The sequence below is a fragment of the Pseudomonas taiwanensis DSM 21245 genome (assembly GCF_000425785.1).
Lineage (GTDB): Bacteria > Pseudomonadota > Gammaproteobacteria > Pseudomonadales > Pseudomonadaceae > Aquipseudomonas > Aquipseudomonas taiwanensis.
In genome coordinates, this window is the sequence record NZ_AUEC01000041.1 from 1 (window position 1) to 13533 (window position 13533).

Below are 13533 nucleotides of genomic sequence, written 5' to 3' on the forward strand. Positions count from 1 at the left end.
GGGTCAGGTGCAGCACCGGCCGCAGCACCATGCGCGCCCGCGGCAGGCCGAGCGGAACCGGCACCACGCCAATCAGGTTGATGCCCAGGCTGACCCATTGCAGCGGATCGTTGCTGGGATTTCGTACCAGCTCGGCGATATCGAGCAGCGCATCCACCAGGGCGAAGGCGTTGGCCACAACCGGCACCGAGGCTTCGAGGTGATAACGCACCGATTGCAGGTCGAGCAGACCGCAGCTGATGTCCTGCAGCCACTGGTCGACGGCGGCGGCAGCGGCACCGAGGTCTTCGCGCAGCAGGGTTTCCAGCGGGGCGATGGCGATCTGGACCTCGCGCTCGGACAGCGCGGATCCGGGGGAACCTTGGGGCATTTGGCAGGCCTTCCTAGCCGGGGGATTACCCCGGGAAATCCGAGAAGGCCAAAGGGTATGAGTGGGGTTACCTGACTAGATGCCAGGCAAATTCGATCCGCACTGTAGGAAAAGTCGACGCGTGCAGATCGGATCTTGTGCGCCGATCTTCCATTAAATGACCAGATACCCCGCACTGGCCACCAGCAACGCCGCCAACCCTCGATTGAACACCCGCACTCGCCGTGGGTTACCCAGATACCGTCGAATCACACTGCCGGCCCAGGCCCAGCCGGCCACCGACACGAAACAGATCGGCCCGTAGATCCAAGTGAACAACCACAGCAAGTGCTGCTCGCCACCGGTGTAGGCACCGACCCCGGCCACCGCCGCCAGCCAGGCCTTCGGGTTGAGCCATTGCATGACTGCGCCATGCCAGGCAGTGGGGGCACTGTGGTGCAGTGCACTGTTCAGCTGACCGTCATCCAGGGCCAGCTTCCATGCCATGTACAGCAAGAATGCTACGCCCCCCCAATGCAACAGCACACCAACCATGGGCCAGCGCGCAAGGAGTTCGTGCACCCCGAGCCCGACCAGCAGCAACAGTGCACAGAACCCGAGCGTGGCGCCTGCCACGTGGCCCAGACTGGCCCGCAGACCATGGCGGGCACCGCTGCCCAGGGCAACGATGTTTACCGGGCCCGGTGAAATGGAAGCTGCCAGCGCAAAGGCGGCCATGGAAAGCGCGAGAGTCATGGGTGCATTTCCTCGTGTGGAAGATGCCACGATCCTGGCCTGGTAGGTGGGCGATGTATTGAAGAAAAGTCCCTCACAGCGGCGGTTACAGCTTTTGTAATATTTTTGCGCTGTCGAAAGAACCCACGGTGATTGTAGGATCACCTTCCTATTTCTTGATCAAGGTACGTATGAGCACCTTCGCGGAGCCCCCCAGTCTCCGGCCTTCCTGGCCATCCTTCCCCCGTCCTTGTGACGCTTTCCCCGTGAGTACCCGCTAATGGAATGGCTAGCCGACCCCACGGCCTGGCTGGGCCTGCTGACGCTTATCGTCCTCGAGCTGGTGCTGGGTATCGACAACCTGGTGTTCATCGCCATTCTGGCCGACAAGCTGCCACCCCATCAGCGCGATCGCGCGCGGGTGATTGGCCTGAGCCTGGCCTTGATCATGCGCCTGGGCCTGTTGGCCAGTATCTCGTGGATGGTCACTCTCACCGCGCCGCTGTTCGAGGTATTCGGCAAGAGCTTCTCCGGCCGTGACCTGATCATGCTGTTCGGTGGTGTGTTCCTGCTGTTCAAGGCCACCATGGAGCTGCACGAACGGCTGGAAGGGCACGTGGCCCAGAGCAGCGGGGTGGCACGCCATGCCGCGTTCTGGCCTATCGTGGCGCAGATCGTGGTGCTTGATGCGGTGTTCTCGCTGGACGCCGTGATCACCGCCGTGGGTATGGTCGAACACCTGTCGGTGATGATGATCGCGGTGATCTTCTCGATCGGCATCATGATCGTGGCCAGCAAGCCGTTGACCCGCTTCGTCAACGCCCACCCCACGGTGATCATGCTGTGCCTGGGCTTTTTGATGATGATCGGCTTCAGCCTGACCGCCGAAGGCCTGGGCTTCCATATCCCCAAAGGCTACCTGTACGCGGCCATTGGCTTCTCGCTGCTGATCGAGCTGTTCAACCAGTTGGCCCGGGCCCGTCGCAAGCGCAGCCTGCAACAGCACCGACCGCTGCGTGACCGCACCGCCCATGCCGTGCTGCGCCTGTTGGGCGGGCGACGGGTGGAAGCTGACGAGGTGGGCGAAGAAATTGCCGACCTGGTCGAAGGTGGCGAGGAGCAAGTGCTGTTCGACCGTCGCGAGCGGGTCATGATCAGTGGTGTGCTGAACCTGGCCGAACGGCCGATTCGCACAGTGATGACGGTGCGTACCCAAGTTGATGCCATCGACCTGGCGCAACCGGCCCAAGCCATTACCCAGGCGCTGGCCCATTCTCCGTATTCGCGTCTGCCGTTGATTCGCGATGGCCGGATCGACGAGCCGCTGGGCTTCGTGCACAAGAAGGAACTGCTCAAGGAGCTGTTGTCAGGCAGCCAGTTCGACCTCGAACGCATGGCACGGGCGCCGCTGAACCTGCTGGAGAGTTTCAGCATCCTTAACGCGTTGGAGCAGATGCGCAGCCAGTCGACCCACATCGCGTTCGTGGTCAACGAGTTCGGTGATTTCACCGGTCTGCTGACTATGACCGACATCCTCGAGTCGATTGCAGGCGAGCTGCCCGATGCCAGCGAAGTCGAGGGCCCAGGCGTAGTCGAAGACAGCGATGGTTTCGTGGTCAACGGCGCCCTGAACCTGAGCCAGGTGCAGGCGCGAACCGGCTTCAGCGCCCGTGCCACCGAGGACTACCAGACCCTCGCGGGCCTGGTCATGAGCTTGCTGGACCGCTTGCCGGTGGTCGGTGACCGTCTGGCCTGGAATGGCTGGGTCATGACGGTGGTGGCGGTGGAGGAGCGCCGGGTGCGCCAGGTGCGCCTTAAACCGGACGACGACGTTGGCGTAGCAGGTGCTTGATTCCTTCGAGCACCAGCACCAACACCGCGGCCCAGATCGGCAGGTAGGTCAGCCACTGGTCTGGGCCGATGGTCTCGCCCAGCAGCAACGCTACACCTACCAGCAAAACGGGTTCCACATAGCTGAGCAGGCCAAACAGGCTGAACGGAAGCAGCCGGCTGGCAAGCACGTAGGCGATCAGGGCGCAGGCACTGATCGCTCCCAATAACGGAATCAGACCGTATAGGGCAGGGTGCTGCAGCAGGTCGTTGGCGCTCAGGGGGCCTTGGGTCACAAAATACACGGCCCACGGCAGCAGCAGGCACATGTCGCACCAAAGCCCGCCCAGGTGGTCGGTGCGACAGCGGCGACGCAGCACGAAGTAGATCGGGTAACCGAGGGTCACCAGCAAGGTTTCCCAGGCGAAGCTGCCGTTCTGGTACAACTCGTGCCCCACGCCCAGCGCGGCGCAGGCCACTGCCACTTTCTGCAGGCGGGACAGCCGTTCGCCGTACACCATGCGCCCGGTCACCACCATCGCCAGGGGCAGCAGGAAGTACCCCATCGACACTTCCAGGCTACGCCCGTGCAGAGGAGCCCAGAGAAACAGCCACAACTGCACGCCCATCAACCAGGACGTGCCAACCATGCCCAGCAACAGCAGCGGATTCTGCCGCACTCGGCCAAGCAGCCCGCCGACCAGCTTGATGTCCTTGGTCAGCAGCATGAACAGGGTAAGGCAGGGAAGGGTCAACAGCGTGCGCCAGCCGAAGATTTCTTCGCCGTCGAGCGGTGAGAGCAAAGAGGTATAGAAGTACATCACAGCGAACAGACAGGACGCCATGACCGACGAGAGAATGCCTTTTGACACGAATGCCTCGAAATAGGGGGAGTTAAGCCGCTGGATCAGCCGCGCATGATCTCAGGGGGCGCGCCCTGCGGCAACTGCGTGATGCCTGGGCGGGCCGCCAGTGCCTGGAGAAACTGCGCCGCCGGCATGGGCTTGGCGAACAGGTAGCCCTGCTGGAAATCCACCTGGTGGTGTGCCAGGTAGTCCCGTTGGGCAGTGGTTTCCACACCCTCGGCGACGATGCCCAGGCCCAGCTTGCCCGACAGTTCGATAATGCTGTCGAGGATATGCTGGGACAGGGCATCGCCACCGATCATGGCAACGAAACTCTGATCGATCTTCAGGTAGTCGACCTGGAACTGCCGCAGGTAGTTGAGGCTCGATTGGCCGGTACCGAAGTCGTCCAGGGCGATCATCACCCCCATTTCATGAAGTTTCTCGAACAACTCCAGGGTGACGGGTGTGGGCTCGATCAGTTTGCGCTCGGTCAATTCCAGAGTCAGGATCACTCGGCCGGGCGGGAAGTGCTGGAGGAAAGTTCGACAGTCGTCGAGCAAGCCGAGGTCGCGGCAATGGTCGGCGGTAATGTTGATGCCGATGTGGAATCCGTCTTCGATCAGCGAGCAGTAGGGTGCCAGGGTCTGTGCCGTGTGCACCATCAGGGCGCGGGTCATGGCGACGATCTGGCCGCTGTGTTCGGCATATGGAATGAACAGGTCGGGGCGCACCAGTCCTTCGCGAGGATGGTTCCAGCGCATCAGCACCTCGGCCCCCGCCCAGCGATAGTCACCCTTGCGCACCACCGGCTGGAAGTACGGCAGGAACTCGTCGGCCTCCAGGGCGCGCCTTAGTTCATTGCGCGGCGACGAGGCACGGCGGATCTGCCAATGACATGCAACCCCGGCCACCGCGCCGATGAACAGCAACAGGCTGAGCAGCGCCGGGTAATGACTGCGCAGCACCGCGCCTTGCTTGCCTGCCTCATAACCGCCGTGGATGCTGAAGGGATAACGGGTGGAGCTTCGTTCGACACTGGCGATGGGCGCAACGGGGGGCATGCCCTGGCGTACCACGCCGTCCTTGCCCATCCATTTATCGCCGACACGGATCTGCAATACTTCATCTGGGCCGATCAGGCGCAGCGCCGTAAGCAGGTGTTCACCATCGACCGTGGTGATGGCGCCCCGGTCACCTTCGCTGGCACGGTACACCAGCAATGGATGACCGGGAGTCACCGAATTGCCGTCCATCAGCCACAGTTTACCCTCGGTGTAATCGCGGGCATCGACTGGCTCGTCGAACTCGCCGAACAATGAGGTGCAGTACAGGCTGTTGTGCTGGAACAGGTTGGTCGAGCGCACGAACGCGTTGCGGGTTACCTGGCCGCGCAGGTTGAGCTTGATCTGCTCGCATGGGCTGCCGGCCAGTGGCAGCAAGGCCTGGGCGGCTCCAGAGAGGTTGTCGAGAATGCGCTCGACATGGGTCACCACCTGACTCGTGGTGGCCAGGCTGTTGGCGCGCAGCTCGCGTTGGGTTTGCCAGTCGATGACCACCAGCCCGCACGCCAGTGGCAATACGCCAATGAGCCAGGGGAGCAGTGCTCGCCAACTCCAGCGGGCGGGGCGTTTAACCGTGAGGGGCATGCTGACCTAATCTTGTAAAGGAAGACCTGCACAGGATAGCCGCTCGTCGGCGTGCAGCGCGAACTAAAGCGCGACAAAGGTATTTACGCAATGTAGAATCGGTTTACGAATACAACAATAAGGTCCTTCGCCTACGGAGGATCCAGCCCGCCGAGAATGGGTCCATATGACATACCATGGGTTCAAGCTGATCATTGGTGACTTCCTCGCCCGCAGCGTGCGGGGTATCCCGTGCTCCCCACCATCTACGTTCCGCATCACAGGCAATTGATCATTTTTCGCTGCAGATGAGGACACGAACATGGCTGATATCTTCGACAATCCAATGGGCCTGATGGGCTTCGAGTTCATCGAGCTGGCGTCGCCGACGCCGGGGGTGCTGGAGCCGGTATTCCAGATGCTCGGTTTCACCAAGGTGGCGACCCACCGCTCCAAGGATGTGCACCTGTACCGTCAGGGTGGCATCAACCTGATTTTGAACAACGAACCGAAAAGCATCGCATCGTACTTCGCAGCCGAGCATGGCCCGTCGGTGTGCGGCATGGCATTTCGTGTTCGCAATTCCCATGAAGCCTACGCCCGCGCCCTGGAGCTGGGCGCTCAGCCGGTCGAAATCGAGACCGGACCGATGGAGCTGCGCCTGCCGGCAATCAAAGGCATCGGGGGGGCACCGCTGTACCTGATCGACCGTTTCGAGGAAGGCAGTTCGATCTACGATATTGACTTCAATTTCATCGACGGCGTGGATCGCAACCCCGTCGGTGCTGGCCTGAAGATCATCGACCACCTGACCCACAACGTCTATCGCGGGCGTATGGCTTACTGGGCCGGCTTCTACGAGAAGCTGTTCAACTTCCGCGAGATTCGCTACTTCGACATCAAGGGCGAATACACAGGTCTGACCTCGCGCGCCATGACCGCGCCCGATGGCATGATCCGTATCCCGCTCAATGAAGAGTCGTCCAAAGGTGCAGGGCAGATCGAAGAGTTCCTGATGCAGTTCAACGGCGAGGGTATCCAGCATGTGGCCTTCCTCACGGACGACCTGCTAAAGACCTGGGACGCCCTCAAGGGCTTCGGCATGCGCTTCATGACCGCACCGCCGCAGACCTACTACGAGATGCTCGAAGAGCGGCTGCCAGGCCACGGTGAGCCCGTGGCCGAGCTACAGGCTCGCGGCATTTTGCTCGACGGCGCGTCCGAAGCGGGCGACAAGCGCCTGTTGCTGCAGATTTTCTCGGAGACCCTGCTGGGGCCAGTATTCTTCGAGTTCATCCAGCGCAAAGGTGATGACGGCTTTGGTGAAGGCAACTTCAAGGCCCTGTTCGAATCCATCGAACGCGACCAGGTGCGCCGCGGTGTCCTGAACGTCGATTGACGACACAGGGGTGCTGCCGTCATGACCTGATGGCGGTGGCACCCAACGCCTTGCGACGCACCCTTACCATCCCCCAGTAGACGATCGAGCCTGTCAGTATCCCGACCAGGGCGATTGACGGCATCGTCTGCAACAACGACTGGCGGGCTTCTCGAGCGGTAAACCCTGTTTCATAGCCGCCTTTGACGGTATAGCCGTACTTCTCGGAGTGAGCCGTTTCAAAGAACTCCGATTGGGAAGGCCGATCAGCGTCGCGGCTGTCGCCATGACTCCAGATATAGTCCTCGCCAAATTCAAGGAGCAGCGTCAGGCCATCCTGGAAGCCGCGCAGCTCGTTACGGAGTTCCATGCCATAGGCTGATGCGTAGACACGCAGGTTGTCCTGCCTCAGCTGATACACGACCAACACTGCGTTGGGCGCAGTGGGCGGGTCGAAGACGAGCATTGCAGGGTGGTCTTGGTCGATGAACAGGCTGTCGTACAACAGCGCGTCATCCATCGACGAGCAATAGCCCTTGCCCTCCTGCGCCAGCACCAGCGATTGAAGGCGTTGCCCTCCCTGCAGCAGGCCCACCAGCTTCTCTTGGGCTTGCGAACAGGGTTTGCCAGCCAAAGGCAAAACCAGTTCTGCCGACGCGTGCAACCGATCCAATGCGCCATCGATCGCGTAGACGGCTTCCTGAACGGAAACTCGCGCGTTTTCTTCGAGCTTGCGCTCCAGTTGGTAGAACATCACCACCAGCCCACTGGCAACCGGCATCAGGCTGGTGGTCAAGGCCAGCATCGGTGCCAGCATGATGCGGCCGATCTGTGTGAGTTTCGCCATAGCCTGCATTTCCCCCTCGTAGGTCTGCCGCATGAGCAAACGAAGGGTGAGCCTAAGTAAGCTGTGTTACTCAGGCTGTAATCCGCAGGCGATGCGTAGGTAGGGATCAGGGGGAAATCGCTGTAAGGTTCATCGCACCTTGAGCTTTGCCAGTACCTTTTCCGCCAGCGCACCCGTGGAGGCGGGGTTCTGACCTGTAATGAGCCGGCCATCTTCAACCACGAAGGGCTGCCAAGGGTCGTCGTGTTTCAGGTACTGACCGCCCCGCGCTGTCAGTTCGTTCTCGGTCAGGAAGGGCACCACGGCATCGAGCTCGGCCAGTTTCTCTTCAATATTTGAAAATCCGGTGACTTGCCGATCTTTCAGCAACAGGCTGTTGTCACTGAGTTTTATGTTCAGCAAGCCCACGACACCGTGGCAGACGGCGGCAACGATGCCTTGGTTTTCGTAGATTCGACGCGCAAGGTCCTGCAGCGCCGGGTTGTCGGGGAAGTCATACATGACCCCATGTCCCCCCGTGTAATAGATGACCTTGTACTCATCGGCCTTGACCTGCCCGGGCTGCAGCGAAGCGCCTAGCCGGTTCATGAACGTCTTGTCGTTGTACCACTGCCAGTCCAGGTCTGGGGCCAGTTGCAGGCTGTGAGGGTCGATCGGCACATAGCCGCCGCTGGGGCTCACGTAGTCCACGGCATAGCCGGCCTGTTGCACTTTTTCGACGAAGTGCACTGCCTCCCCCAGCCACAGTCCGGTCGCTCGCTTGAGTGTCGGGTACTTGGCTGTATTGGTCAGCACAACCAGAATCTTCTTACTCATGACCAGGCTCCATTGGCAGCGAAGGAATAAAGCAACAGGCGGCAGGTGAGGCCTAATCAGCATAGCTGGGGTTTTCGCTCACGCCATTGTGATGGTGGCGTTATGCTATCTTCCTGAGGGCGCGCCATTTCGCAGCGCGTGTGGTGCACGCGTAATGGTTAACATTACAGATGTCTTGCAGAGGCGCTCGTTCGCGCAGATGATGCAGCCAATCCTTTCTTCTACCCCACAGTGGAATCGACATATTGGGCGCAAACCGTACGCCACACCCACCCGGTCCGCGGGGCGTTCCCCAGGCGACAGACACCGATGCCGCAGGCACCCTCGCCGAGCGAATCGCGCGCTTCGACTGGGGGCGTACTGCTTTGGGCCCCTTGCCGCGTTGGCCAGCTCCGCTGCGCATTGCGGTCGACATGGTGCTCAACACCCCATTCCCTAGCGCCTTGGTCTGGGGGCCGGACCTGACGGTCATCCACAACGAGGCTTACCAGGCGCTGCATCCCGTGCAACAGGATACCTTGGGCCAAGGGTTCGACAGGCTATGGCATGAGGCCTGGGACGAAGTGGGGCCGTGGGTATTCAAAGCGCTGCAAGGCCACGCGAGCTGCATCGGGGACAAGCCCATTGTGGTCGGTCGTGGCGCCCAGGGAGAGCAGGGCTCCTTCGCCTTTTGCTACTCCCCTGTGCGTGATGACCATGGGGAGGTGGCAGGTTTTCTGCACACGGTGATGGAAACCACGGCCGGCGCCGAGTTGCAGCGAGCGTGGCGGGACCAGGTGCAGGTGTTGCAGGCGCAAATCCAGAAATACATGGTCGACCGCGAGCACCTCTGGGCGCTGTCGCGCGATGCGATGGTGACTGTCACCTCGGAACTTGTGTTGAAGGATGCCAATCCCACCTGGTACCGCATTCTGGGGTGGAGTGAAGACCAGGTACGCGACCGTTCGGTACTTGAGTTGATCCATCCGGCGGACCGCGCCGAGGTGCAGGTGGCGGTGGTCGACTTCATCCTTGGCAATGCCGACGATACGTTCGAAACCCGTTTGCGTCATCAGGACGGGCACTACCGATGGTTCCGCTGGACCGCCAAGTTCGACGGCTCGCTGTTGACCGCGGTCGGCCGCGACATCACCGATGATCGTGACGAGGCCATGCGCCAATCCCAGGCGTTGCTACGCAACAGTCAGCGACTCGAAGTCGTTGGCCAGCTGGCAGGCGGTATGGCACATGAGATGAACAATTTGCTGTCCGGCATCGGCGGTAGCCTTGAGTTGTTGCAGCGACGCTTGGACCAAGGGCGTCTGGAGCGTTTGGGGGACTACGTCGACATGGCGCGCGATTCAGTGCAGCGCGCCATGAACCTGACCCATCGGTTGCTGGCTTTTTCCCGCAATCAACCGCTCAAGCCCCGTCCGTTGAACCTCAACCGGCAGTTGTCGGCACTTCAGCCCGTGTTACTTCAGACCCTGGGTGCCGAGATGCGCCTGCAATGGCAACTGGATATCGAACCCTGGACCGTTTGCCTTGACAGTACGCAGTTCGAGACGGCCTTGATCAACCTGTGCAGCAATGCTCGCGAAGCCTGCCTGGAGCGTGGCTGCGTGACCATTCGCTGCGCCAACGAGCGCCTTGCCACCGCGTTTCCCGATGAGACGGGTTTGCCGCCAGGGGATTATGTAGCGGTGCACGTGGAGGACGATGGCCATGGTATGTCCGAGGTGGAGATGGCCCGTGCCTTCGAACCGTTTTTCAGCAGCAAGTCCATAGGTAGCGGTGCTGGGCTGGGGCTGCCGATGGTCTACGGTTTCGTTCGCCAGTCCGGCGGATACGTATGGATCACTTCAGCACCGGACAAGGGTGCCAGGGTCTCGATGCTGTTCCCGCGCTGCCACCAACCACTGCCCGTTGACCCCCCCCCACCGACGCCGGTGGTTGAATGGGCCCGCGGACAACGCCTGCTGCTGGTGGACGATGAGCTGAACCTGCGCGCGCTGATGCGCGAGTATCTGCACGAGTGTGGCTTCGACGTTCACCAGGCCAGCGATGCTGGCGAGGCCCTGCAGCGTTTCCGCCAAGCTGGCCCCTTCGACCTGGTCATCACCGATATCGGCTTGCCGGGTGGATTCAGCGGTCGGCAGCTGGCACGGGCGATGCGCCAACTGGTGCCCGAACAGCGGGTCCTTTTCATCACGGGTTTTGTCGAGCCTGCATTGCAAACCCAGTTGTTCGAAGAACCGGGCACCGCGCTGCTGCTCAAGCCTTTTGAGTTCCAGAGTCTCGCCAGCCAGGCCTTACGGTTGCTGGCCGAGTGAGTCATCTCAAGGTTTGCCCAGCATCCTGGCAACCTGTCGCTGCAGCTCCTTGAGCTCGAACGGCTTGCTGATCAACTGCATGCCAGGCGCCAGGAAGCCTTCGCGGGCCATGGCCGTCTCGGCATAGCCAGTGATGAACAGCACCGCCAGCCCCGGCCGGAGGGTGCGAGCAATCTCGGCCAATTGTCGGCCATTCATGCCAGGCAGACCGACGTCGCTGATCAGCAAATCCACGTTTTGCGCAGAGCGCAACAACTTCAACGCGTCGTTGGCATTGCTGGCGCTCTGGCAGTTGGCCCCGTCCTCCTGTAGTGCCTGGCACAACAAGCAGCGCACATGTGGGTCGTCCTCGACCACCAGCACGTCACGGCTCTCCATGGGCGAGGTCGGTGGGTCCACGGCCTGCACTGTCTGCGCCGGCCCAGCATGGCGTGGCAGGTAAAGGTCCACCCGCGTACCCTGGCCGATCTGGCTGTACAGGGCGACATGGCCACGGGACTGTTTGCTGAAACCGTACACCATCGAAAGGCCAAGGCCGATACCCTGGCCCACGGGCTTGGTGCTGAAGAACGGTTCGAAAGCGTGTTCGAGGGTACTTTGCGACATACCTTGGCCATCATCGATGATGCTCAGCCGCAGATAGTCGCCGGTACTCAGGCTGTCACCCCTTCCGGGATCGGCTTCTACCCGCTGGTTGCTTGCCTCTATCCTCAACGCGCCGCCGCTGGGCATGGCCTCACAGGCGTTGAGCAGCAAATTGTCGAGGGCCTGCTGCAGTTGCACACCGTCCGCCTCGACGGCCCATAGTGTATCCGGCAGCTGCAGCTCAAGCGTGACCGAGTCGCTGTAGTTGTCCTGCAACCGCTGAGCCTCCAGTAAGGCGCGCAGTTCGATGCGCTGGCTGTGCAGCGACTGTCTGGAAGAAAATGCCAGTAGACGGTGGGTCAGCAGGGATGCCCGGCTGACGGCCTCCCGGCCCATCCGCAGCACGCTTTCGAGGCCCTCGCTGCGGCCTTGCTTCAAGCGGCGGTCGATCAGTTCGAAACTGCCTCCGATGCTGGTCAGCAGGTTGTTGAAGTCATGCGCCACGCCACCAGCCAACTGGCCGATGGCTTCCATCTTGCGTGCTTGATGCACAGCCAACGCCGGCGTCTGGCTGCGCGAATCGAGTTGTTGTTGCAGCGCTTGGAGCTGGTCGCGTGCCAAGTACTGGCGGCGACGATTACGCAGCGCATTCCTGGCCAACAGCAGAAGTTGTTCATCGGCGAAGGGTGAGCCCAAAAGGGACAAGTTTCCCAAGGGGTGCCCAAGGGGGGCGGTGAGGGGGGAGCGGGGGGCGGTGAGCAGGACGATGGGCAGGTCCGACCAGCAGGGCTGATCCTTGATGAACTCCCGCAACAACGTATCTTTGCAACTTCTGAGTGTCTTTTCGGCGATGATCGCCAAGCCTGCGCCCTCGACCAGGCAGCTATGCAGATGGTCGATATCGCGCGCGCACAGGCAGTCTATACCGGCTGTCGCCAGTAGCTTCGAGGTGCTCGCGCCGAGCTGGGCGGGGGCCAGGATCAGGGCGCGCTCATCCAGCGACAATGAACTGGCCAAAACGACTCTCCCGTGTCGATGGGCAGCGCCTGGGGGCGCTTTCGCCTTGAGGTCCGATAACCTCTGGACCACGGCGCATCGTCAAGGGTTCAACGACAATCTCCGAGCTTGCTACAAACCTTGTTGAAGCACCGGATCATCAGGGTTCTGTCGTTCCAGTTCAGCCAACAGCACCTGCACGTTCTGCAGTTGGCCGGTCTCTTTCCAGTACTTGATCAATAACAGCCTGGCGCGCCGGTTTGCCGGTTGACGGTTGAGCAGGGTTTCCAGTTGCTTCTGCGCGGCATCGCCCTGTTCCAGGTCGTGCAGGGTCACCGCCAGGGCATAACGATAATCAGCGTTGTCGGGTTCCAGTTCCACCGCGCGGGCCAGGGCCAGCAATGCGTATTCGCGTTGTTCATGACGGTTCAGCCATCGCCCGAGCTCGTACTGCAGAAACGCCGAGTCTGGGCGCAAGGCCAGCGCCTTGCCCAGCACCTGACGTGATTCATCATGCTGTCCCTGGCGCTCGAGCAAGCGCACCTGAGTGGCCAGGGCATCGAGGCCGTCCGGCGCCACGGCCAAGCTACGTTGCAGGGCCATGGCAGCCTGGTCATAGTCGTTTTCATGCAGATACAGGCGAGCCAGGTGCACCTGCGCGGCGGCATCCTCGGGCTGCTTTTCCAGCGCCTGCTGGTACTGCTCCAGCGCCGCTTGCAGGGGGCCGAAATACAGGCCGATGGCGTCCGGGTCCAGACCCAGCAGGGCGTCCACCGCCGCGAAGCGCACACTCTGGTCGTCGTCGTCCAGCAGCGGCCCCAGCACCAGGCTGCGCTGCGCGGCAGGCAGCAACCGACGAATGCCGGCGATGGCAGCCCGGCGTACCAGCGGCTCGTCATGCTCCAAATCTTGCTGCGCAAGCTTCAGTGCTTGTGGCGACGGGTAGTTGGGCAACTCGGCGTAGAGTGCGGCGCGGCGAATCGGCGCGAGGTCGTTGCGTTGCAATTGCTGGTACAGCACCCGCGCGGCGCCTGGCAGGCCTTCATGGGCCTGGCGCAATGCCTTGGCATAACTGTGCGCAGGCAAGGTCGGCGGCGTGGGTTGGTCATCGCGGCGCAGGAAGACCAACGCAGTCGTCGCCAGGACCAGCGCCAGCAAGGCGATCAGGTAGTGGTGGCGTTTGAGCATCGGGCGATCCATGGCGGTGGGAAG

The 13533-nt window shown here is 61.6% G+C and carries 11 protein-coding genes; 3 read left to right on the forward strand and 8 right to left on the reverse strand.

Going from position 1 to position 13533, the window contains the following annotated elements:
* Nucleotides 1-370: hypothetical protein (locus tag H620_RS25885; RefSeq protein WP_155950797.1), on the reverse strand; the 370-nt coding region annotated here is incomplete at its 3' end.
* A 153-nt stretch (nucleotides 371-523) separates the two neighbouring features.
* A complete protein-coding gene (locus H620_RS0117505; RefSeq protein WP_027907766.1) occupies nucleotides 524-1105 on the reverse strand; it encodes a LysE family translocator in 582 nt (193 codons plus the stop codon).
* A gap of 259 nt (nucleotides 1106-1364) precedes the next feature.
* Between H620_RS0117505 and H620_RS0117510 the strand changes: the two genes are divergently transcribed.
* Nucleotides 1365-2936, forward strand: coding sequence for a TerC family protein (locus H620_RS0117510; RefSeq protein WP_023380403.1), 1572 nt, complete (start codon nucleotides 1365-1367; stop codon nucleotides 2934-2936).
* On the opposite strand, the gene rarD is transcribed toward H620_RS0117510, so the two are convergent.
* A complete protein-coding gene (rarD, locus tag H620_RS0117515) occupies nucleotides 2899-3786 on the reverse strand; it encodes an EamA family transporter RarD (RefSeq protein ID WP_023380404.1) in 888 nt (295 codons plus the stop codon). The two genes, H620_RS0117510 and rarD, sit on opposite strands and share 38 nt — an antisense overlap.
* A 35-nt stretch (nucleotides 3787-3821) precedes the next feature.
* Nucleotides 3822-5408 carry an EAL domain-containing protein gene (locus tag H620_RS0117520; RefSeq protein WP_027907767.1) on the reverse strand — a complete coding sequence of 529 codons (1587 nt, stop codon included), beginning with the start codon at nucleotides 5406-5408 and terminating at the stop codon, nucleotides 3822-3824.
* A gap of 301 nt (nucleotides 5409-5709) precedes the next feature.
* On the opposite strand from H620_RS0117520, the gene hppD reads away from it, so the two are divergent.
* Nucleotides 5710-6786, forward strand: a complete 1077-nt coding sequence (hppD, locus tag H620_RS0117525) for a 4-hydroxyphenylpyruvate dioxygenase (protein ID WP_023380406.1) — start codon at nucleotides 5710-5712, stop codon at nucleotides 6784-6786.
* Nucleotides 6787-6805: 19 nt separating this feature from the next.
* Here the strand turns inward: hppD and H620_RS0117530 are convergent, their stop codons facing one another.
* Both H620_RS0117530 and H620_RS0117535 read right to left on the reverse strand, forming a co-directional pair.
* Nucleotides 6806-7645: a CSS-motif domain-containing protein gene (locus H620_RS0117530; protein WP_238346517.1), complete on the reverse strand. Its 840-nt coding sequence runs from the start codon at nucleotides 7643-7645 to the stop codon at nucleotides 6806-6808.
* Nucleotides 7646-7741: 96 nt separating this feature from the next.
* Nucleotides 7742-8428, reverse strand: coding sequence for a type 1 glutamine amidotransferase domain-containing protein (locus H620_RS0117535; protein WP_023380408.1), 687 nt, complete (start codon nucleotides 8426-8428; stop codon nucleotides 7742-7744).
* A 245-nt stretch (nucleotides 8429-8673) separates the two neighbouring features.
* On the opposite strand from H620_RS0117535, the gene H620_RS0117540 reads away from it, so the two are divergent.
* Nucleotides 8674-10740: an ATP-binding protein gene (locus H620_RS0117540; protein ID WP_027907769.1), complete on the forward strand. Its 2067-nt coding sequence runs from the start codon at nucleotides 8674-8676 to the stop codon at nucleotides 10738-10740.
* A gap of 6 nt (nucleotides 10741-10746) precedes the next feature.
* On the opposite strand, the gene H620_RS0117545 is transcribed toward H620_RS0117540, so the two are convergent.
* Together H620_RS0117545 and H620_RS0117550 are read right to left on the reverse strand one after the other, a co-directional pair.
* A complete protein-coding gene (locus H620_RS0117545; protein WP_027907770.1) occupies nucleotides 10747-12342 on the reverse strand; it encodes a response regulator in 1596 nt (531 codons plus the stop codon).
* A gap of 111 nt (nucleotides 12343-12453) precedes the next feature.
* Entirely contained in the window at nucleotides 12454-13509 is a 1056-nt protein-coding gene (locus H620_RS0117550) for a tetratricopeptide repeat protein (RefSeq protein ID WP_023380411.1), read from the reverse strand.
* Nucleotides 13510-13533: the final 24 nt, after the last annotated feature.